20 protein-coding genes are annotated in these 22,431 nt (G+C 41.6%); 14 read left to right on the forward strand and 6 right to left on the reverse strand.

The window, feature by feature from the left end:
* The first annotated feature begins 206 nt into the window (after positions 1–206).
* The 9 genes from H9631_RS08830 to H9631_RS08870 all read left to right on the forward strand — a co-directional run bounded on the left by H9631_RS08830 (position 207) and on the right by H9631_RS08870 (position 9,454).
* Positions 207–995, forward strand: a complete 789-nt coding sequence (locus H9631_RS08830) for a dioxygenase family protein (RefSeq protein ID WP_225220948.1) — start codon at positions 207–209, stop codon at positions 993–995.
* 79 nt (positions 996–1,074) lie between these two features.
* Positions 1,075–2,217 carry a muconate/chloromuconate family cycloisomerase gene (locus H9631_RS08835; RefSeq protein ID WP_191811900.1) on the forward strand — a complete coding sequence of 381 codons (1,143 nt, stop codon included), beginning with the start codon at positions 1,075–1,077 and terminating at the stop codon, positions 2,215–2,217.
* Positions 2,214–2,681: a DUF3237 domain-containing protein gene (locus H9631_RS08840; protein ID WP_191811902.1), complete on the forward strand. Its 468-nt coding sequence runs from the start codon at positions 2,214–2,216 to the stop codon at positions 2,679–2,681. The genes H9631_RS08835 and H9631_RS08840 overlap by 4 nt, the downstream gene beginning before the upstream one ends.
* 25 nt (positions 2,682–2,706) lie before the next feature.
* The gene (locus H9631_RS08845; RefSeq protein ID WP_191811904.1) at positions 2,707–3,549 is read left to right on the forward strand and encodes an alpha/beta fold hydrolase; all 843 of its coding nucleotides are present in this window, start codon (positions 2,707–2,709) and stop codon (positions 3,547–3,549) included.
* On the forward strand, positions 3,546–4,238 hold the full coding sequence (locus H9631_RS08850) for a CoA transferase subunit A (RefSeq protein WP_191811906.1): 693 nt from the start codon (positions 3,546–3,548) through the stop codon (positions 4,236–4,238). The genes H9631_RS08845 and H9631_RS08850 overlap by 4 nt, the downstream gene beginning before the upstream one ends.
* Positions 4,235–4,888, forward strand: coding sequence for a 3-oxoacid CoA-transferase subunit B (locus tag H9631_RS08855; protein ID WP_191811908.1), 654 nt, complete (start codon positions 4,235–4,237; stop codon positions 4,886–4,888). The genes H9631_RS08850 and H9631_RS08855 overlap by 4 nt, the downstream gene beginning before the upstream one ends.
* A gap of 631 nt (positions 4,889–5,519) precedes the next feature.
* A complete protein-coding gene (locus tag H9631_RS08860; RefSeq protein WP_225220949.1) occupies positions 5,520–6,269 on the forward strand; it encodes an SDR family NAD(P)-dependent oxidoreductase in 750 nt (249 codons plus the stop codon).
* A 68-nt stretch (positions 6,270–6,337) separates the two neighbouring features.
* A complete protein-coding gene (locus H9631_RS08865; protein WP_191811911.1) occupies positions 6,338–7,465 on the forward strand; it encodes an acyl-CoA dehydrogenase family protein in 1,128 nt (375 codons plus the stop codon).
* 849 nt (positions 7,466–8,314) lie between these two features.
* A complete protein-coding gene (locus tag H9631_RS08870; RefSeq protein ID WP_191811913.1) occupies positions 8,315–9,454 on the forward strand; it encodes a DUF4145 domain-containing protein in 1,140 nt (379 codons plus the stop codon).
* A 399-nt stretch (positions 9,455–9,853) separates the two neighbouring features.
* Here H9631_RS08870 and H9631_RS08875 read toward each other — a convergent pair whose 3' ends face one another.
* On the reverse strand, positions 9,854–10,711 hold the full coding sequence (locus H9631_RS08875) for a MurR/RpiR family transcriptional regulator (protein ID WP_191811915.1): 858 nt from the start codon (positions 10,709–10,711) through the stop codon (positions 9,854–9,856).
* A 290-nt stretch (positions 10,712–11,001) separates the two neighbouring features.
* Between H9631_RS08875 and H9631_RS08880 the strand changes: the two genes are divergently transcribed.
* Positions 11,002–12,558 (forward strand): ABC transporter substrate-binding protein, encoded by a 1,557-nt coding sequence (locus H9631_RS08880; protein WP_191811917.1) that lies wholly within the window; start codon positions 11,002–11,004, stop codon positions 12,556–12,558.
* Between the two features lie 254 nt (positions 12,559–12,812).
* On the opposite strand, the gene H9631_RS08885 is transcribed toward H9631_RS08880, so the two are convergent.
* Both H9631_RS08885 and H9631_RS08890 read right to left on the reverse strand, forming a co-directional pair.
* Positions 12,813–14,192 (reverse strand): sensor histidine kinase, encoded by a 1,380-nt coding sequence (locus H9631_RS08885; RefSeq protein WP_191811919.1) that lies wholly within the window; start codon positions 14,190–14,192, stop codon positions 12,813–12,815.
* A 9-nt stretch (positions 14,193–14,201) separates the two neighbouring features.
* Positions 14,202–14,912, reverse strand: a complete 711-nt coding sequence (locus tag H9631_RS08890; RefSeq protein WP_191811921.1) for a response regulator transcription factor — start codon at positions 14,910–14,912, stop codon at positions 14,202–14,204.
* A 174-nt stretch (positions 14,913–15,086) separates the two neighbouring features.
* On the opposite strand from H9631_RS08890, the gene H9631_RS08895 reads away from it, so the two are divergent.
* The 4 genes from H9631_RS08895 (at position 15,087) to H9631_RS08910 (ending at position 20,033) form a co-directional block, all read left to right on the forward strand.
* A complete protein-coding gene (locus H9631_RS08895) occupies positions 15,087–15,854 on the forward strand; it encodes an ABC transporter ATP-binding protein (protein WP_191811923.1) in 768 nt (255 codons plus the stop codon).
* Positions 15,841–17,676, forward strand: a complete 1,836-nt coding sequence (locus H9631_RS08900; protein WP_191811925.1) for an FtsX-like permease family protein — start codon at positions 15,841–15,843, stop codon at positions 17,674–17,676. The genes H9631_RS08895 and H9631_RS08900 overlap by 14 nt, the downstream gene beginning before the upstream one ends.
* Positions 17,677–17,691: 15 nt before the next feature.
* Positions 17,692–18,045: a YxeA family protein gene (locus H9631_RS08905; RefSeq protein ID WP_191811926.1), complete on the forward strand. Its 354-nt coding sequence runs from the start codon at positions 17,692–17,694 to the stop codon at positions 18,043–18,045.
* Between the two features lie 647 nt (positions 18,046–18,692).
* Positions 18,693–20,033 (forward strand): cyclic 2,3-diphosphoglycerate synthase, encoded by a 1,341-nt coding sequence (locus H9631_RS08910; protein ID WP_191811928.1) that lies wholly within the window; start codon positions 18,693–18,695, stop codon positions 20,031–20,033.
* A 355-nt stretch (positions 20,034–20,388) separates the two neighbouring features.
* Here H9631_RS08910 and H9631_RS08915 read toward each other — a convergent pair whose 3' ends face one another.
* From H9631_RS08915 to H9631_RS08925, 3 genes are all read right to left on the reverse strand, one after another.
* On the reverse strand, positions 20,389–20,661 hold the full coding sequence (locus H9631_RS08915) for a hypothetical protein (RefSeq protein WP_191811930.1): 273 nt from the start codon (positions 20,659–20,661) through the stop codon (positions 20,389–20,391).
* Complete coding sequence (locus tag H9631_RS08920; RefSeq protein ID WP_191811932.1) at positions 20,661–21,326, reverse strand: hypothetical protein; 666 nt, start codon at positions 21,324–21,326, stop codon at positions 20,661–20,663. Before H9631_RS08920 ends, H9631_RS08915 begins: the two co-directional genes overlap by 1 nt.
* A gap of 226 nt (positions 21,327–21,552) precedes the next feature.
* The gene (locus H9631_RS08925; RefSeq protein ID WP_191811934.1) at positions 21,553–21,966 is read right to left on the reverse strand and encodes a MarR family winged helix-turn-helix transcriptional regulator; all 414 of its coding nucleotides are present in this window, start codon (positions 21,964–21,966) and stop codon (positions 21,553–21,555) included.
* Positions 21,967–22,431: the final 465 nt, after the last annotated feature.

Genomic DNA, 22,431 nt, shown 5'->3' on the forward strand with positions numbered 1-22,431 from the left:
AAGGATTGTGCAGTATAATACCTAACTAAATATTGTTACAATTTGAATAACTTGTTCTTGCGTACTAGATATACAGATAGCTAGTAACCACCAATCTTGGTTTTATACTGGTACATGGCCAGTGTTATGTAAACGCTATCTTATCAATGGAATCTGACCTGCTTCAAAGCGCAAGATGAAAGTGAATAGCTAACTTAATGGAGGTAATGATCTTGCAAAAACAAGTAGTGAAAAAGAATGAGCGTGTAGAAGAAGTATTTAACCTATTCATCAAGCATGTCCAAAACTTCTTGCAGGAAGCGAAATTGAATCACGAAGAATACACCAATTTTGTCAACTGGGCGGATCGACTTGGAAGAGCTGGAGAACTTCCTCTTTATGCGGATGTGTTCCTAGAGACACATGTACTGAGAGCCATGTATACGGACAAGCCGGGCACTCAGCCTTCTCTCTTGGGACCATACTACATTGAAGGCTCGCCGGAAGTAGAAAAGGAACCGGGCAAGCCTTATACTTTGACTCAGCGTCCTGATGAAGCAGGAGAGGTTTTGATTTTCAAAGGAAATGTAAGCAGCACAGATGGCATGCCGCTGGCAAACGCAAAGGTGGAAATGTGGCAAAACGACAATACGGGAAAATATTCAGCCTTTGATGCTGATGCACCGAAATATAACCTAAGAGGGCATTTCTTCACTGATGAAGACGGTAACTTTGAAGTAAAATCTATTGTTCCGCTCCCTTATTCAATTCCGGATCAGGGTCCTACCGGAGAGTTCCTTGAGTATATGGACCAGCATCCGATGCGTCCGGCGCACCTCCACTTCATGTTTGAAGCTGATGGTCATGAAACGCTGATCACCCAGGTATTCTTCGAAGGGGATAAGTGGTTGGAGACAGATGTAGCAGACGGCGTCCGCACCGAGCTTGTCACATCGCTCGAGGATAAGAACAACCGTAAGGAAGCTTCGTTAAAATTTGTTATGCGCCGGGAATAATCTCCGGGTGCCGGGGGCATATATTCTGTCCCCTTTTTTATTTGCCTGAAGTTCTTATAAGTACAGGAGGAGATCTTTCTTGAAAACCTTGCGAATTAAACGCATGACTACAGAATTGCTGGACATCCCCATTAAACGCCCCCACCAGTTTTCGACCGAGAAGGTGGCGGTTAAAAGCTTCCTGCTCATCCGAATGGAGCTGAGCAACGGTGTCGTCGGCATTGGGGAAGGAACAACGCCGGGAATCTGGTGGAATGGAGAAAGTGTGGAAACGATGAAGCTCGTCATCGACCGTTACGCCAGCCCACTGCTTCTAGAGGAGAATCCTGTTTATACCGAAAAACTCATGCAGAAGCTGAACCGGCAAATCCGTGCAAACCACTTTGCGAAAGCCGCCGTAGAAATGGCACTGTTTGATGCACTTGGAAAAACATATGACGTACCTGTCCACCAGCTGCTGGGCGGACTGCACCTGGAAAAGATCCCGGTCCGCTGGGCCCTTGCTTCCGGTACTCCCGAAGGGGATATCGAAGAAGCCATCGACCATGTGGGCGCTGGACGTTATGCCAACTTCAAAACGAAATCCGGAAAAGAGAGTCCCGATGTCGATGCCCTGCGCAATATCCGGATCGCTGAAGGTATCCGTGGCCGCTCCTCCATCGGGATCGACCCGAATGGATCGTGGGATAAAGTCACCGTAATGAAATGGATGGATGCCTTTTTCGAAGCGGGCATCGACTTCCTCGAGCAGCCGCTTCCACCAGAAGACATCCGAGGGCTTGCCCAACTGGCTGCGATGAAAAAAGTGCCCATCATGGCTGACGAAAGCCTGGCAACGGTTCAGGATGCTCTGCGCCTGGCGGAAGAAAAAGCGGCGGATATTTTCTCCCTGAAAATACATAAATCCGGCGGGATGAAGAACACGGTAAGGATTGCTGGGATCGCCCAAGCGGCCGGCATCTCCTGCTTCGGGGGAACGTCGCTGGAAAGTTCCATCGGAACTGCCGCCTGCGTGCATACCTATGCCTCCATCCCGAATCTTGATTACGGCAGTGAGCTATTCGGTCCTGACTGGCTGGCCGATGACCCGGTAAAAAACCCGCTGACCATCAAGGACGGCTCCATTCTGGTTCCTGATGGCCCGGGCCTTGGCGTGGAGCTGGATGAAACAAAAGTGGAAAAATATCGGAGAAAAGAAGAGAAAGGAGTGCTGACCCGATGAGACATTTGCCTGCCCCCTCCCTTTCCTTTTTATGTGATATGGAGTTGACCGTCGAAGGGGCCCACCTGCCTGGAAAAACTCCAATTGGCAACCGGCGGGTCATCCGCGTTACTGGCGGGTTCCTCAAAGGCGACCGGCTGACGGCTGAGGTGATTCCCGGTGGCGACGACTGGATCACCATCCGGGAAGACGGCACCATCATTCAAGACGTGCGGATTTTGCTGAAAACCGATGATGGTGAGCTGATCATGATGTCCTACAGGGGCATCCGCACAGGAGAGCCGGAAGTCTTGCAGCGGCTGGACAATAATGAAGAGGTTGACCCGGGCGAGTACTATTTCCGGACTGCCCCGATCTTTGAAACCGCCTCTGTCAAATATGACTGGCTGAACCGCCGACTGTTCGTCTCCAGAGGCATCCGGTTACCTGGAAAAGTGAATTATTCTATCTACACCGTTGATTAATACTCAGAAAGCGGGGATATGAACAATGGGACAGTACGTGACAACTAAAAAAGGACGCACCTTTTATATCTATGAAACACCCGGTAATCGGGGGACAGTCATCGGCTCCCACGGGCTCACCGGCAACCATAAGCAGCTCCACTATTACCAGGAGGCCCTTTCCGATTATCGGTTCATCAGCTACGACATCCTCGGGCGCGGAAACAGCGACCCGGCTCCGGAGGACAGCTCGATTGACACCCATGCCGATGATCTGCTGGACCTGATTGACACGCTTAAGATTGAGCACCCCATCCTTTTGGGCTATTCCATGGGCGCGTATATCAGCGCAATCGCCGCCAACCGGTTGGATAGGACAAAAGCGTTGATCCTTCTGGATGGGGCCGGTGAAGCGGACGAGGCGACCAGAAAGCTCGTCCTCCCTTCCCTGGGGCGTTTGAAAAAGACCTTTACCAGTCCGGACCACTATGCGCAGGAGGCAGAAAAGCTGTATACCGGGCTTGGTGTCGATTGGGGACCGCATATGGAAGAGGTGGTCCGCTATGAAATTAAAGAAGCCGGAGGAGCTTGGAGGAACAAGTCAGACCCGGATACCATTGCTCGGGACTTCGAGAGCTTTTATACGTTCCAGCCGGAAGACGTGCTGGCGCAGATCCACTGCCCTGTCTTCTTGCTGACGGCAACCGGCAGCCTCGGGGACAAGGGTCCGCTTTTTAAAGAAGAGGGCTATGCCCTGACAAAAAAGGCGGCCAGTAACATCCGGACGGCTGTGACATCGTCCAACCATTATGAATTGGTGTTCAACCGGCAGCCGGAGATCATCAGGCAGCTGGAATCATTTTTATCTCAAAAGGAAGTGAAGGCATGAGTGCCACCAAACAGACGGATGCACAGCAGACCATACGAAGAATCGTCAAGTCTGGGGACACCATCATGGTCGGCGGTTTCGGCCTGATCGGCAGTCCACTGACACTGATCGACGAGCTCACACGTCATGACGCGAAGGGCCTGACAATCATCAGCAACAATGTGGGCGAGGCAGGACGGGGTCTGGGCCTTTTGCTGCGGCAGGGAAAAATCAAGAAGGCTATCGGCTCCTATTTTACGAGCAACCGGGAAGTCGCCCAGTGGTATAACGAAGGCAAGCTTGAAATCGGATTGCTTCCACAAGGAACTTTTTCAGAGGCCATCCGCGCAGGCGGTGCGGGGATCGGCGGATTTTATACGAAGACTGCCGTCGGCACGGAGCTGGCCAAAGGCAAGGAAACGAAGGAAATCGACGGAGAGACGTATCTCTTTGAAAAAGCTCTGAAGGCCAACGTCGCTTTGGTTCGGGCAAGAAAAGCGGATACGAAGGGCAATCTGGTCTACTATAAGACGGCACGAAACTTCAACCCGATCATGGCTACTGCTGCAGATTATGTCATCGCGGAAGTAGATGAGATTGTTGAAGAAGGAGAGCTGTCTCCGGAAGAGATCGTCACCCCACATCTTTATGTGGATGCGATTGTTACTAGCCAACTCATCTTAACGAATGAAGGGGTGAAAGAAGTATGAGCATCAAGGAAATGATTGCCAAGCGGGCGGCGCAAGAGCTGATCCCATATTCCATCATCAACCTGGGGATTGGGATTCCGACATTAGTGTCCGACTATCTGGATCAGAGCAAATACTATCTGCACACGGAAAACGGGCTGTTGGGAGTCACTTCCGTCGAAGAGGATCAGGTAGACCCGCTGCTTGTTAACGCGGGCAAGCTCCCGGTCGGCGAAGCCGTGGGTGCTTCTTACTTCCATAGTGCGGACTCATTCGCGATGATCAGAGGAGGCCATGTGGATGTCGCTATTCTTGGAGCGCTGCAGGTGGATGGAAGTGGTCATGTAGCCAACTGGGCCATTCCCGGGAAGGATATCATCGGTGTCGGAGGAGCCATGGATTTGTTATCCGGTGCCCAAAAGATCATTGTCACTATGAGCCATGTCTCTAAGGACGGTTCCCCTAAGCTTGTGGAGTGCTGCACCTTCCCTATCACTTCCACCAGGACGGCTGATATCGTAATCACCGATCTGGCTGTCTTCAAGTGGAAAGATAGCGAATATGAATTGACTGAACTCATGGGAGATGCCACATTGGGAGAAGTGCAGGAAAAGACAATGGCTGCATTCCAGGTTAACGAGGAACTGCTCCAAAAGGAAGGCAACAGATGATAAAAGCGCTCCGACTTAGATGACGGTTTGGGGGCACACCCACTTGCAAGCATACTAATGGGATACGATGACAGGCGTGAAGGAATATCCGTTGTTGTTTTCTAGTAGAAGAAATATACTTTAAATAAACATTCCAAAAGTGTTAAAAAGCGCGAGAGATCAATTTTAGAAACGTTGATCTCTCGCGCTTTTTTTAATGTGAATTTTTAATTTGGCGTAAAAAGTATATTATGTTCCCAAACTTTAAATAAGAAGTCCTTCTAAACTCTAATTGCTCCCCTTGCAAGCGATTATCCTTTTGAGCTTTTGCTTTATATGATACGAATCGTACTGAACTTTGCGGAATATTCAAACCTAATGTGATGTGGTTTGAGTTTTTTAAATATTCTACTATTGCTATAGAGGTTACTTCTAGAGCCGACCTGCATGAATCAGATTATTTTATGAAAACGCGTTCAAGTAATCTGATATACAAGTCCAGATAATTAAACATGCAGGTGTCGTTATTATTTTGAGTTTTATTCCGTCATTTTCTAGGAATAGAAAATCTATTTATGCAGCTGGTAAGAGTTTTTTTACGATCTAGAGAGCCTTCAACTTTTGGGGGAAAGAGAGGAATTGGAGAATGACTATGAACGAGCAAAGAGTCGCAATAGTTACCGGAGCAAATAAAGGTCTCGGGTTAGCTATCGCCGAAAATTTTGTTAACGAAGGGAAAAAAACAGTTTTTGTAATCAGAAACAAGGAGAATCTCGAACAAACAAAACAGCTGTTTCAAAAGGAAGTAATGCAAAACCAAGTGATGTTTATACAATTGGATGTTTCTGATATGGACGGGATTAAACTGGCTGTCAACCAAGTTATCAATGAGTGGGGCAGAATCGATATTTTAGTCAATAATGCTGGAATCCGTTTTGAAACGCCAATAGAAGAGATCAATGAGGAAGAATGGGATCACGTTCTTTCTGTAAATTTAAAAAGCACATTCTTTTTTTCACAAGCTGTCATTCCCACAATGAAAGAGGGAGAGTGGGGACGAATCATCAATATGTCCTCGTTTGGAGGGCAGGCAGGTCCATTAACTTCAGGTGCCCATTATTCTGCTTCCAAGGCAGGACAAATCGCATTGAGCAAAACCTTTGCTAGATCGCTGGCGGCCTACGGAATTACGGTTAATGCTGTTGCTCCGGCTTCTGTTCGTACACCGGAGATGGATAAAATGGACCCGGATAAGTTGGCTCAAATGATAGAGACCATTCCGCTTAAACGTGCAGGAGAACCGCAAGAGGTGGCAGACTTAGTGTCCTATTTAGCCTCTGATTCAGGCGGATTCACGACCGGAGCAACGTTCGATCTAAATGGCGGACGGCTTATGAGATAAAGTATTTTATCGATTTTTTTCTATTAAAGTAATCAGGCGGGATTATATAAAAACAGGGAGGAAAGATCATGACTGTTGAAATCCAAAGTCAGAACTTGCAGAATCGTGTGTTGACTGAAATCCGTGCTCGACGGGATGAATTTGAAGCGAAACGGCATGTGCCACGGGACATGGTGGAACAACTAAAACAGCTGGGTGTCTACCGCGCCCACACGCCGAGATGCTTTGGCGGGGATGCTCTCTCGCCTTCGGAGTTTCTCAAGCTGATCGAGTCTATATCAGAGGCTGACGGCTCCACTGGGTGGGTAGCTAGCTTCGGTTCTGCTGCGCTCTACCTAGCGGCACTGCCGCGTGAAACTCTCGCGCAAGTTTACGTAAATGGGCCAGACGTGGCCTTCGCTGGCGGCTTGTTTCCGGTTCAGCCCGCAGAAAAAGTCAAGGGCGGCTGGCGTGTGAACGGTACCTGGAAGTTTGCCAGTGGATGTATGGGGGCTGACATTCTCGGCGTCGGTATTGGAACTGGAGAAGGCGGTAAACCGCTTACTGCTGTACTGAGACCTGAGGACGTGGAAATCGTTGAGAACTGGGAAGTAATCGGGATGCGTGGAACAGGCAGCCATGACCTGCGGGTGAAAGACGCCTTCGTCTCTGATGAATGGACCTTTGTCCGCGGCGGTGTACCTTCGATTGAAGAGCCGATCTACCAGTATCCATCTATTGCTTATGCGGCACAGGTGTTGGCAGTAGTCAATCTTGGCATAGCCCGTGCAGCCCTTGATGAAGTTTCCCAGATGGCCGTCAGCCGTTCCGGTATTACCGGGGCACCGAAGATGGCAGAACGTGCTTATGTGCGAATTTCCTTGGCAAAAGCAGAAGCGTCACTAAGGTCGGCACGCTCCTTCTTCTACGAGGCTACTGATTCTGCATGGGAATCGATTCTAAAGGGCAATGGAGTATCCGATGACCAAACAAGCATCCTTCGTCTAGCTGCCACTCAAGCTGCTCGTGAAGGTGCGCGTGCCGTGCAGTCAGCCTACCTGCTTGCAGGCACTGCGGCGATCTACGACGGGCACCCGCTGCAGCGCCATCTTCGCGACGCAATGGTTGTGACTCAGCACGCATTTCTCAATGAAAGCATGTATGACGGAGCCGGGTCGGTATTCCTGGGCGTTTCACCGATGCGCGGTTACATCTGAGTCTGCAACGCATACACGAACAAACTTAATTTAACTTTTTAAAGGAAAGTCTCGAATATGGTATTCGTCTAAATAGTTGTTGGGTTAGGCTATGTTCAGGCGAGTGTAGAGAGAAGCTCCAAAACATTTGAACAGGATTGGTTTCTGTCGGATATAAGATGGTACTGAATGAAGGCGTAGCAAAACAGTATTTGAAGAATCTATATAAGTTGAACTGAAGTTTTCTTCTTCTACTGCTCATATTTGGATTCAGTTCCGTACAATTAAAGATTTTTCAGTCAAAACGATACAGTATATAAAAATACTGTCTGAATCTAGGCATATACTGTCCAAAGATTGGAGGATACTATCCGGGATTCAAAAATACTGTCCAGGAAGCAAAAATACTATCCGTGATCCCAAAATACTGTCTGAAACCAGGAAATCCTACTGCACTTATTTCAAAATCATCCTCTGTAAAGTGCAACTCTTTTGTTCAAGCTATATAGAAGATTGTTGCGTAAGCTACTGAGAATGAATGTGACTAACTAAACGATTACAAAATCTTAAGACGCTCTGATTTCTCCGTTGAGGAAGGCAGGCGTCTTTCTCGTAGTATAGGAAATTATAAAATTCTATGCTTGTGTATAACTTATTTATCAGATTATGCTGCGTCCAGCTCCAGCGCCTATCGACTAGCAGATTTCGTGTCTCCTCCTACGATAAGTCAACATCGGCTCCTTCGTCGCCGTGTTTCCTTTATCTCGTTGGAGTCACTCCAGTCTGTACGTCGATGAACAGGCGCTTTCGCTTTTGTTCATTTCAATCATCCATATTATGATAGAATAGGTAACGGTTAAGGATCAATATATGGAAAGTTGGATTTTTGTGAGAAATAATAACGCCTATTTTTATAAATTTCTAGAACCGATATCAAAGGAATTGGCCTACTTGGCAAGAGAACTCGAGAATAGCATATATTCCAGTCCAAGAACAATGTTGACACACGCTCGGACTTTTGCAGAAGCGATCCTTCAGCAGGCCATGCGAGTAGAAGAAATAAACGATACTTCTTTGATGACATTGAAAGAAAGAATCGACTTGCTTAGCGACAAAGGCTACTTGACCAAGGAAATAATCGATGCGCTGCATTTTATTAGAATGAGTGGAAATAAAGCAGCACACGATACTCGTAAATTCAGATATTCAGAGGCCTTACTGTCATGGGAGGCCATATATACCATTGTCCAATGGTATATCGAAGTGTATGGTCCGGTTGAATTGGTTATACCAGAGTATCAAGATCCTGTGCCCGATTCAGGAAGTGGTTTTGAGATAGCTGAATTGGAGGTCAGGCTTAAAAATATGGAGAACTTGATTAAAGCGTCGCTTAATCAACAACGAGAAGGAACGGCCACAGAGGAAGCGGCAGCAACAGTAACCGTAGAGGAAGCACCGCAGGAAGCTGAGCTTCCGGGATTTACATCCATCAGAACAATTACATATAAAGGAAAATCTCTAGAGGTCCCTTATTTTTTACGAGATGCATTTCTTCTCCCTCAGAGATTTGAAAAATCAGAGAGGTTCTTGGTCAAGCTGGGGGCGGAACAGCAAGCGAGAATTATGAGCGAATTGCCCAGTGATTTAGAAGGGTTGCACAAACACGTTAAGCGCTATAACGAGAAAAATGATGAAAACTTATTTGAGGAATTGAAAATTTACATAAAAGAAGAGACGGCTAGAAGAAAAACAATGCTGAATCGTCCTGGTGAGCTCTTCCTATTCTATAAAGAGGATTATGTCATTGTCACAGAAGAACTAGCAAAAGTGCCGCTTACCACTGATGAATTTACTGGAAGCCCAAGTCTCTTTAGGCAATTGAATCAGGATCAAATTGAAACAGTAGGACAATTGCCGAGGGAACTGGTTATCCTTGCTAAATATGAGAATGTTGGGATCGGAACTGTGGAGAAGTTGTTTGAGCAGTTGAAGGAGAGGCAGGGAGGTTAGGTTTTATACGGGGCTGCACCAGCTATTTGAAAACAATTTAGCGTATGGCACCATGAATCTATCATAAGTAAATACAAAATGATTTTTAACTTCATTCAGCAGAAGTCTCCCACTTCTGTAAATGGTGAGATGAATGCCTGTTGGTTGGGTGTCAGACCCCAGTTGAATAAAGTCGGAGGATGCCATTTTCAGAGGAAATGTATCAAGCGGAGCTCGATAAAATCTGGGCTCAAATACGCCAAGGCGCATTTGATTAGGAGCGTCAAAGCCACTAAGTTTTTCTTTGACGCTTTTTTCAACGGTTATTTGATTAAGTCGAAACTAGCTTTTTCAAAAAACAGACGTGCGCATATGGACTTCTTAAGTATTTTGATTTTCTTCGTTCTTCCTCTGCATTGTCTAAATAAGGAATTGTCCAGGATTAAACTTCTCGTATTCTTCTCTTCGACGTTTAAACTCTTCTTTATTAATAATAGCTACGCCTCCTACGATTGCGTTTATAAGAGACAGTACTGCGGGACCGATATCAATAGTTGATGTAGCTGATGCTGAAGTAGATAGGTTTATCGGCAGTATAATATCAGAGAACTCGTTAAGGGGAGAAAGAACCGAGTCCGTAATTCCAATTACATAAGCTCCTTGCTTCTTTGCTAGTTCAGCTAAATCCAGAGTCATTGATGAATAGCGGTGAAATGTTATACCGATAAAAACACTTTGATTGTCTATGTTTGATAACAGATAGTTAATATCATCAACTCCCGGTTGAATTAAGTGTGAATTTCCCTTTACGATATTCAAAGTAAATGATAACCAGTTAGCTAAAGCGAATGAGGTCCGAACGCCAGCTACTAATATATTAGTAGAATCGTATATTCTTCTGGCGACTCGATATAAGTCTTCTTCATTCATTTGTTCGATAACAGCATGAATATATTCTTGATCTCGTTGCATGCTTTTAACAAAAAAATTAGATGGGCTGGAATCCTCAGAATTAACGGCTTGATAGTAATGCAGGCTGCTCTTATGAAAAATAAGATATTTTCTTACCTCTATTTGCAATTCGCTATAGCCACTATATTCTAGGGCATAACAAAATCGAATAACAGTAGTTTCGCTAACCCCAATCACCTTTCCTAGTTCACTTGCTGATTTCATGGCAACTTCCTGTGGCTGATCAAGTACATATTTACCTACCTTTTTATGACCGGAAGATAAAGTATGATACTTTAACTTAATTTTATCTATAAATGTGGTCATTTATGTTCAACTCCATCGCGAAATTACTTTATTATTTTTTTTAAAAAAGTCTTAAACTTCTTTTTCCCTTTTCCTACTTTTACAGTATCAGACCAATAGTTTAGAGACAATATTTTTTGTATGTTTTGAGGTATTGTAATATAAAGAAAATTGTTATTGATAAGAAACAGAACATATGTTAAATTCGATAAAAAGTATTCACTTCATATTTTAAAATAGGAAGCTCGGGCTTTTTGGTGAAATGTGGGACTATATACTTTTAATCTAAAGATAACGAGGGGGAAAATGTGATGAAAAAAATGAGCCTTTTTTTATTAATATTAGTTCTGGTTTTTTCGATAGTTGGTTGTTCATCGGAGAAAAAGACATCTTCAAAAGAGTCTAAAAGTGGAGGGGAAATCAAGGTGGCTTATAATGCCCAACCACCGACCCTAGATCCATTACTAACAACTGCTGTAGTAACACGCGATATTTCTAGACATATTTTTGAAACATTAGTAACTTTTAATCAAAACTTTGAAGTAAAGCCAATGCTTGCTGAATCTTTTGAAGTAAGCGCGGATGGAAAAAAGATTACGTTCAACTTGAGAAAAGGTATTACATTTCATAATGGTGAAGAAATGACAGTTGAAGATGTAGTAGCTTCCATGAATCGTTGGAAAGACACTACTCCGTTAGGAAAGTCCTATTTTCCAAAGGCAATCTTTAAAGCAGACGGTGACAATACTGTTGTGTTAGAAATGCCTGAACGCTTGTCAACAGCCTTAGCGATGTTGGCTGATCCGGGACAAGCTGCCATTATTACACCTAAGGAAGTTAATGAAGGGGTAACAGAGAAAGGGTTAACTGAATTTATTGGAACAGGTCCTTATAAGTTTGTAGAATGGAAAGCTGACCAGTATGTGCAATTAGAGAAATTTAAAGATTACCAATCCTTAGATACAGAAAGTAATGGTCTAGCTGGTAAAAAAGAAGCTTTCTTGGACAAAATCTATTTTCAGTTTGTAACGGATGCTTCCACGAGATTATCTGGTATCCAAACAGGTGAATACGATATAGCCAATGCGATTCCGTTTGATAATGCGGAACAATTAGAAGTAAATAAAGATGTTACTAATCATGTTGATCACAATGGTTTTAATGGCATCGTCTTTAATAAGAAAGAAGGAATTTTTAAAGACGTTACCGCTCGTCAGGCTATTAATGCAGCTTTAGATCAGGAAGCTATTTTAATGTCTTCATTTACGAATGAAAATTTCTATGAATTAGAACATAGTTTGATGATCAAGGATCAAGTGGACTGGTATAGTGAAGCGGGTAAAGATCAATATAACCAGAACGACAAGAAAAAGGCCAAAAAGTTATTAAAAGAGGCAGGATATAACGGTGAAGAAATTGTTATTTTAGCCAGCAGAGATTATGAAGATCATTTTAACGCCGCCGTGGTTGTGCAACAGGAGCTTGAGAAAATCGGAATGAAGGTTAAGCTCGATGTTTATGATTGGCCAACCGTCATTCAAAAACGTGAGGATCCAACCGCTTATGATATGTTTGTAACCGGGTTTCCAACAGAGCCGATCCCTGCTAAATATGTATTTTTAGATTCTGCAAATGAATGGGCAGGATGGAGTAATAGCCCAGAAATGGATGAATTGTTGGACCAAATTAATAGCGCTGCTTCCCAAGAAGAGGCTAAGAAATACTTTGATAAACTTCAAGAGGAATTTTATAGCTATCTACCAATAATTAAATTTGGAAATAAAACGACCATTACAACAACCCGCTCTAATATTGAGGGAATGGGCTTTTTACAAGGTCTCATTTTATGGAATGTTGAGAAGAAATAGCTAGTTTTTAATGATTGGAATCAAATTGAATCCTGCCGGAGATGTGACAATGGTGAGACGCCGTAGCAAGATGTCTCGCCTGTCACACGCTCAAAAGCGAAGTGTATTCAGCCTGCTGATAAACTAGCTGCAAATAGAGCCTTTTAACTTCATTCAGCAGAAGTCTCCCGCTTCTGTAAGTGGTGAGATGAATTATTCCATTCAGTGGTGGTCAGACCCCCACTGAATGGAATCTGGGCGCAAATACGCTAAGGTTATTCATTCAAGCGAATCTCCACAGTAGTCCCAAGATCAATCTTGCTTGTTAAGCTTACTTTCCCGCCATGTGCCTCGATAATATCTCTTGAAATGGCCATGCCGAGACCCGTACCGCGAATGTTTCCGGTATTTGTGCCTCGATAGTAGCGTTCGAAGATTTGTTCCAGGTCATCCGCTGGTATGCCTTTTCCGTTATCTTCAATCGTTAGGCTGTCTGTATTGATGCGGATCGTTACGGCAATGTTTTCGTCATTATGGATAAGCGCATTGTATACGAAATTTAAAATCGCGCGCTTCATAAGATGACGGTCGATATTCCACTTCAAATCCGGTGAATCACTCATGAAAGAAATCTCGTACTGCCCAAATTGCGGATTATTTAATAAATCAATGACAATTTCGCGCACAAAGCTTTCCATGCGTGTTTCCTGCAAGTTGAGGGGCATTTCCTGATTGCGGAGACGCATCGTTAAATTAAAATCATCAAGCAGGTCTTTCATATAAATTGATTGACGTTCAATGACTTCGGAGTATTCCAAACGTTCCAATTGTGATACGTCTTGATCACGAAGCAATTCTGCATATCCTTGTATCGAAGCTAGCGGCGTTTTTAAATCATGAGAGACATTGCTAATCCATTCATCACGCATCTTTTCCAGTTTTAGACGTTCTTCCTCATGTGCCTGCAGTGTTTGCGATACATCATTTAAATTTGAAAAAACAGGCTTGTAAATACCGGGTTTTTTCGTTTCTTGTACGGTGAAGTTCCGTTTTTTGAGCTGAGAAATTCGGTCAATGATATTGGTGACAGGCTTTGTTAGCACAGTACTAAATAATAAAGCAACGAGCATGGCAATGAATAAATCGACGATGACAATCGCTAACAAAGACTTGGTCGCATAGGAAAAAACAGTTTGAGGATCCATCATGAATACGACCCGTTCCTCTTTCGAATCAGGGACACCAATCAAATAGCTGTATGATTCAAATTCTCCAATGAAATACGTATTTAATTCATCATCCATGTATTTATATTTGTGAATAAGTTCCATTGGGCTATAGTGTGTTGAAAGATCTTCCGGTGCAAGATAAGAAGATTGAACCTGTCCGTTCTGATCTAAAATCTGTATCCATCCCCCGAATACCCGCAGTGCTTCAATTCCTTCTTCGGAAACAACAGGCTCTCCGTTTTCAAGCGATATATATTGGTTGAATCCGCGTGTAAAAGCTTCGCCTGAGTTCTCGGTCACTTCATCGATTCCGTGTGTCTGCTGATAAAAAAGCATGCCAATTAAAATAAATGTATTAAGGAAGATAACGATAAAGACAATGCTTAGTACCGAAATCAAGTAGCGGATTGTTAATTTCCATTTCACCTTAATCACCTATTTCACGATAAATCGATAGCCAAGCCCCTTGACTGTTGTGATGAAGGCTGGCTTAGAGGGGGTTTCTTCAATTTTTTCACGGAGTCTTCTAATATGAACCATCAATGTATTGTCTGCCCCATAAAAATCCTCTCCCCAAACTCTTTCGAACAATGTTTCTTTGCTGATGATCTGGTTTGGATTGTGCATAAAGCACGCCAATAAGCCGACCTCTTTTGCCGTTAGTTCAAGAAGCTCACCATTTTTCAATACTTCCGTTTCGTCATGATTAATTGTAAACGGACCGACTGTCATCGCTTTGTTCGCATTTGTTTGCTCAGACATTTCCATTGTATATACGCCTGCGCGCCTAAGCTGAGCCTTTACACGAAAAGCCACTTCTTTTGGACTGAATGGTTTTGTTATATAGTCGTCTCCGCCAATTGCCAGTCCCAAAATTTTATCAATTTCATCTGATTTAGCAGATAAAAATAACACAGGAATTCGTGAAACCTCGCGGATTTTATTGCATAAATCATAGCCCTCGCCATCAGGCAGCATGATATCTAATATGGCGATATCCGGGTTGAACGAATTAAATTTCTCCCAGCCTTCTTTAACAGAACCCGCCATTTCAACCTCTGAAAATCCTTCCTTCGCAAGCGCAGTTTTTATTAAATGACATAAGTCGCTCTCATCATCCACGATCAAAATACGCGGCTTTTCCAACGCTGGCACATCCTTCCTTTTTAAAAATGGAGCTTGTCTATCTTTTTACAGTATAAAAATTTTAATTTGAGCTGATGAAGCTATTTTAGCATTTAAGGATTTTGTAAGGTAGCCGTGAATTTGGCGTAAGGTTTGACCTGTATAGTAAAAGACATAAGAAAGAGGTGCATATGGATGGAACCATTATTAGTAGTACGAAAGGTAGAAAAAATTTACGGAAATAGCGCAAACACCTTTAAGGCGCTTGAAAATATATCATTTGAGATTGACCATGGAGAATTTGTTGGTGTCATGGGGCCTTCAGGAGCAGGTAAATCAACATTGCTTAATGTGCTTGCAACAATCGATTCACCGACAAATGGAGATATTTTAATCGGTAATGACAATATTGCCAAGATGAAGGAAGAGGCGCTTGCAGATTTTCGCCGGGATCATCTTGGATTTATATTCCAGGACTATAACCTGCTGGATTCCTTAACTGTACGTGAAAATATTCTTCTTCCACTAGCAATTGCAAAGAAACCGGCTGCTGAGATTCAAGAACGTGTAGATACAATTGCCCGTACATTCGGTATTTCAAATTTACTAGACAAATACCCATACCAGATTTCTGGCGGTCAAAAGCAGCGAACAGCTGCGAGCCGTGCCCTTGTCTCTAATCCAAAGCTTATTTTTGCTGATGAACCTACAGGAGCATTGGATTCGAAATCAGCGACTGACTTGCTGGAAAGTCTAAGCAAATTGAATGTTGAGCATGAAACAACCATTATGATGGTGACGCATGATGCATACGCAGCAAGCTTCTGCCGTCGAATTTTATTTATCAAGGATGGCCAATTGTCGAAGGAAATATTCCGCGGAACAAAAACACGCAAGGAATTTTTCCAAAAGATATTAGATGAACTGGCACAAATAGGCGGTGACGTGCATGACGTTATTTGATTTAGCTCTGAAGAATATTCGCCGAAACATGAAAAACTATTCACTGTATATCGGATCGACCATTTTTTCAATTATTATTTACTTCACTTTTGTGACTTTGAAATATAGTAAGGACATTAGTGCATTAGCAGAAGCATCAAAACAGATCAGCGGCATCATGAGCGCTTCCGCCTTCGTATTAATGATATTTGTGGCGATTTTCATTGCATATTCCAATTCTTTCTTTATGAAAAAAAGGAAAAAGGAAGTCGCGCTTTATTCGCTTCTAGGTGTGCGCAAACGTTCGATCGGCTTTATGCTGTTTTTTGAAAACATGGTCATCGGGCTACTTTCACTAGTAGTTGGTATTACGCTTGGCTTTTTATTATCGCGCGCATTGCTGACTATTTTAATGAAATTGATGGGGCTAAATATCGTGATAGGATTTGCATTTTCAATGGATGCAGTTATCAATACATTGATTGTATTTCTCATCATTTTCTTATTTACCTCCATGCAAGGATATCGCGTCATTTATCAATTTAAGCTAATCGATTTATTTCATGCTGAGAAAAAAGGAGAGGACTTGCCAAAGGCACGCATCATATCAGCTATTTTAGGTGTGGTCACTTTGGCTGCGGCTTACTGGCTGGCATTGCAGGATTTAACGACTTCATCCATTTGGCGCTTGTTCGGTTTGGCGATGCCAATCATCATTATTGCCTTAACAGTCATTGGCTCTGCACTCATATTTAACAGTGTGCTTGTCTATGTGTTATCAGTCATGAAAAAAAATAAGCATTGGGCATGGAAAGGGCTTAACTTAATGACTTCCTCACAGCTGCTGTACCGCATTAGGGGCAATGCGAAAACGCTAACGATTATTGCCACTTTGAGTGCGACGACCATTACAGCAGGAGGAGCCGTATTCGGGCTTTACTATAATGCAGATAAAAATGTACAGGCCTATACACCATATACATTTATGTGGGAAGGCTCTCCGCAGAAAATTAATCCAAATATAGTAGAGCACGCTGAAACTGTCCATACCAAGACGGTTCGGATTGAACAAGACACGAATGAAATCGAATATGCAGTCATCAATCAATCAACATTTGAAAAATTGGCGAAAAACCTAGATTGGTCAAATATACAAGCAGCAAAAGATGGAGAAGTGTTGTTGATCGATGCATTTTATGATGAACGCTGGTCGCCCAAAGTAGACTCAGTCATGATTGATGGCGCGGAATACGAGGTGGCGAAATTATATGACAAAGCTGTATTCAATACATTCACGGTTGGTGCAAATGCCCTCGTTGTCACAGATCAGCTGTACAGTAAAATCACTTCAGATGAAAAAACATACCAAGCTGTGCAAGTAAAAGATTATAAGAACCAATTGGCATTATCAAAGGAACTAGCAGCTAAAACTGAAAATTTCTCGAGTGCAACAGAAGACTATAAGGGGGCAATTGAAGCATCAGGTGCGCTGTTATTCGTCGGCAGCTTTTTAGGACTCGTTTTTCTCGTAGCAACCGGCAGTATCATTTTCTTTAAAATGATGACAGAAGCAGAAGAAGATAAAGGCAAATACGCTGTGCTATATAAAATTGGCGTATCAAAACGAGAAATGAAACGGACAATTCGCAGTCAAGTAGGGATGATATTTGCGGCGCCGCTAGGATTGGGCCTTATTCACGGAGCGGTGGCATTAACAGCCTTCTCCAATTTATTGATGTTGAATTTGCTCATGCCGGTACTTATATGGATGCTTGCTTATACTTTGATTTACACCATTTATTATTTCATCACAGTACGAGGCTTTAACAAAACAATTCATTAAGATGGAGGGTTAAACATGAAAAAAGCTTTAGGGTTACTAGGCGTGTTATTAGTAGGTGCCATTGTTATTTTGGCAACAGTGGATTTTAATAGATTTGGGAAAGATAAAGCTTATGTGCAAATTACGGACGCAGCTTCAGTGGAAGAAACAAAATTGGATTCTGGCGAAATTATGAAGCGGTACTGGTATAAGCTGCCTGCATATAAAGAAAATGGAAAGATGATAGAAGTTGAATTTTCTGGAGCAAAAGAACTGCGCAAAGATGCATATTTAATGCTGTATATAAAGAACGGTAATGAAGTCACTTCTTACGATGAAGTGCAGCTAAATGATATTCCGAAAAAAGCAAAAGAGAAGTTGGAAGGATAAGAGAGAGCCCCTGAGCAGCCATTCGTGCGCAAAGGGGCTTTATGTTATCGGAAAGCTAAATAAAAAAAATTATAAAGTTTTTAACTTCATTCAGCAGAAATCTCTACTTCAGTAAGTGGTGAGATGGGGGGAACCCCTGCTGAATAACGTGGCGGATGCCACAGATTTTCAGAGGAAATGTATCGAGTGGCGTTCGATAAAATCTGGGCGCAAATACGCTAAGGCGAATTTGACTTTGAGAGTGATTAAAAGAAAGAAATGCGCGTCTAACTTCATATGAAAGAAGATAGGCGTTCTTTTATCTATAATAATGCGGGGACCCCGAAATACTGTCAGAATTCGAGCATATACTGTCCAAAGTCTAGAAAATACTATTCAGGATTCAAAAATACTGTCCAAAGTCTGGAGAATACTATCCAGGATCCAAAAATACTATCCGTAATCCCGAAATACTGTCTGAAACCAGGAAATCCTACTGCACCTATTTCAAAATTATCCTCTATAAAGCGCAACTCTTTTGTTCAAGCTATATAGATATAGAGGATGCCCTTCATTTTTATTTCTAGCACTTTTAAAAGTCCTATTGTATTAATATACAACTATAGTTATAATTATAATAATTCATTGTAATTATAGGAGAGAGTTCTATGGAAAGAAAAAATATTATTATAATAGGCGCGGCAGGAAGAGATTTTCACAATTTTAATACGTATTATCGTGATAATGAAACATATAATGTTGTTGCTTTTACAGCAACACAAATTCCGGATATCGATGGACGGAAATATCCAAGTGAATTAGCGGGGAAACTTTACCCAAATGGTATTCCCATTTATTCACAAGATCAATTACCAGAGTTGATTAAAGAATTGCAAGTGGATGAGTGTGTTTTTGCGTATAGTGATATTGGTTACGAAGCTGTTATGGGCGTGAGTGCGATCGTGAATGCAGCGGGTGCTAACTTCACATTGCTAGGTCCAAACAGCACGATGTTAAAAAGCAATAAGCCCGTCATTTCCGTTTGCGCTGTGCGAACTGGAACTGGAAAAAGTCAAACGTCGCGCAAAATTATCGAAACGCTGTTGGAGCATGATTTAAAAGTCATTGCAGTAAGACACCCGATGCCATACGGTGATCTAAATGCACAACGTGTTCAGCGTTTTGCGACAGTGGAAGATTTAAAGAAACACAATTGTACAATCGAAGAAATGGAAGAATACGAACCACATGTAGCACGAGGAAATGTGGTGTATGCTGGCGTTGATTATGCAGACATTTTGGCAGCAGCTGAACATGATCCAGATGGCTGTGACGTTATTTTATGGGATGGGGGAAATAATGACTTCTCTTTCTATAAGCCTGACTTAGCTGTTACGGTCTTGGACCCGCACCGACCGGGCCATGAGCTGAAATATTACCCTGGTGAAGTGTGTTTGAGAACCACTGATGTGGCCATCATTAACAAAGTGGATAGTGCATCAGAGGAAGCCGTTCAAATCGTAGAAAACAATATAAAATTTGCCAGTCCAAATAGCACGATTATTAAAGCTGAATCGAAGATTACAGTCGATCAACCTGAAAGTATTATTGGAAAACGCGTGTTAGTCGTTGAAGATGGTCCGACGTTGACACATGGAGAAATGAAACTTGGTGCAGGTATAGTCGCAGCTAAACGTTTGGGAGCAAAAGAAATCATTGACCCGCGTCCGTTCACAGTAGGAACATTAACCGAAACGTTTAATAAATATGAACATATTGGAAATGTCCTTCCGGCAATGGGATACGGCGAACAGCAATTAAAAGATCTTGAAGAAACGATTAATAAGTCCGACTGCGATGCAGTGATCATTGGAACCCCGATTGATTTAACTCGCGTCATTTCAATTAATAAACCGTGCACACGTGTACACTATGATTTAGATGAAATGGGCAGCCCGAATTTAAAAGATATTTTAAAAGATTTTATCCAAGAACATAAGCTTGTGTAATAAACATCCGGTAGCAATCAAATATTCTAGAAGACTAGCGACAGATCAGTTGCTAGTCTTTTTAAATGTGGGCGTTAAGGAAAGTATTGAAGGTAAACCGCTTCAACTTGGTTTCATGACCTTATATAGATACGTAGCAAATAACATGCCAGATATTTAGCCTGACTTCGTAACAATCATCTCTCTGGATTTCAGAAAATCGGTGCAAAGAGGGGGGATGAACAAATTAAAAAGATTAAACAAATGGGCGGGAAATAGTAAAGGGTTCTCGACGTTATTAAAATGTCCCAAAAAAATTTAAAAGGTAGTATCATTTTTAGGGTTTTGTGTTCAAGTGTGTAAGCGCCAAAGCACATTAATATTTAAGATTTGAAACACAAAATTTTATTGAGCGTTTTACATAAAGCGATGCAATTATTAGTAAGAAAGAAACAACGAGTGATAAAGGAATACTTAAAGCAACCGGGAGAGCAAGATTATGCCAAATACTCATTTTTATTTGTTCCAAACCGAATGTTCGTAATATGCCAGCAATCATTGAAATTAACGCACTCAAAATCATTCCTAGGTATAGCACGGATAGGACAGGAATGATTAGTAAGTACAAAAAAGTGCGTATTAATTTCATTACTTTTCACTCCTTATGATATGTTGAACTTTAGCATTTGGAGAGATTATATAGTTTTCTGTATAATACAGTGTTTTTATATCGCAGTTTTTGTTGACTACCACAACATCCCCTTTAACAATTTCCGCCTCTGTATATGAAAGCCGCAAGTTTCTCCCTTGTATATATTTGCAAATTAGTTTTTTCTTTAATAATGAAAAAGTATACTTTTCCTTTTCTACACATGCATCATTTGTAATAAGTCGTTCAATCTCACTTTTACCTGCCAATTTTAATTGAAAGTTTTGCGAATGTATTTCTCTCGCTTGAACAATGCCAGTTGAATCAAATTGTTCCGACTGAAGAGTTTGCTCTATAGTCAGCTTCCCTGAACTTGTAATTTTTGTTGTTTGCCCATTCCTCATTTTTAAATTGCCTGCATTCACAATTTCTTTTACCTCACAATTGTCTTTTATGGTACATGATCCGGAATTAATTAATTCATCCGCTGCAACATGAGAATGGAAAGTGCTATATCCGTGAGTGGAGATTTTTTTTAAGTGTACTTTTTGGTATAAAGCAACAGATCCACGAATTTTTAAAAGCTCACAATCTTTTGCTAAGTCTTTGATATTGCCATTCGTAAGGGTTATACTACGTAGTTTCTGACTTTGTTCATTTGTCATTCGAAACACCTCTATACTTTAATTAATATATATTTTATTTATTAAAATATATATTAATTAAAGTATGTTCGTATGATCTTTGTCAAGAACAAAATACATTGTCGGTTTAATCTGCGTACAATAGAATAATCGAATAAAGGTGTGCCAAAGAAATGCTGGGAAAGGGTGGGAGCCATTTATTTACATATTTGACCAATAAAAAAAGGATTTCAATTTTATGAAATCCTTAAAAAATAGTACTCATTAACTTATTAACATCCATTAATACTTTTGCAATATCAGTAAGTTTTTCATGTGAAAATTTCATAAAAATTTCCTGAACCTTCACTTCACCAATATCCGTTAAAATCACTTTTACTACTCGTCGATCCTCATTTTCTCTTACTCGTTGTATTAAATTCAATTTTTCCAGCTTATCACACATCGATGTAACAGCTCCGGGAGTAACATTGAAAAAATCAGCAATTTCAGTTGCCTTCATTCCTCCATTGATTTTCAACTGGAGAAGAAGAATAAGCTGGTTTTGGGATAATAACTCGCCTTCAGAGAGCATACTTACAAATGATTTAGACTTTTGTTGTATTTCAAGCATTTCTTTCATAATAATTTCTATATTGTGCGTTTGACTATATTTTGACATTTTATCACAGCCTAATATTTAATAATTGATATATGGTAAGTTTAACTTAAAAAAACTTTCTTTTCTATTTAGCTTCAAAATCGTATTGAAAATGAGACTTACTTCAGTCATTTTTACTGTTCTTCTCATTAACATACAACAGATGTAAAAATAGAAACATTTTAGTAACTGTTATCTTAATCAAGAGAAACTTTTATTGAAGAAATTTAAAGGGATTAACAACATAGATACGCTAATAAGGACTGTAAGGGGGAAGTGATTCTCATTTTGATATATCAACGGTGAACCGTACCACATGAAGATGCTATATTTATTTTCGTTATCAATTCGGACAAATTGGGAGCGATAATGAATGAAAGGATATTCTTATAGAAGAATGAGTGTTTTTAACATTCCAGTTTCGTGGTCACAAGGACAAAGAAAAAAGCTGAATCCACTGAGCCAGCTTTTTTCTTGTCATCATTC

The sequence above is a fragment of the Bacillus norwichensis genome, from assembly GCF_014836955.1.
In the GTDB taxonomy this organism is placed as follows: Bacteria; Bacillota; Bacilli; order Bacillales; family Bacillaceae_C; genus Siminovitchia; species Siminovitchia norwichensis.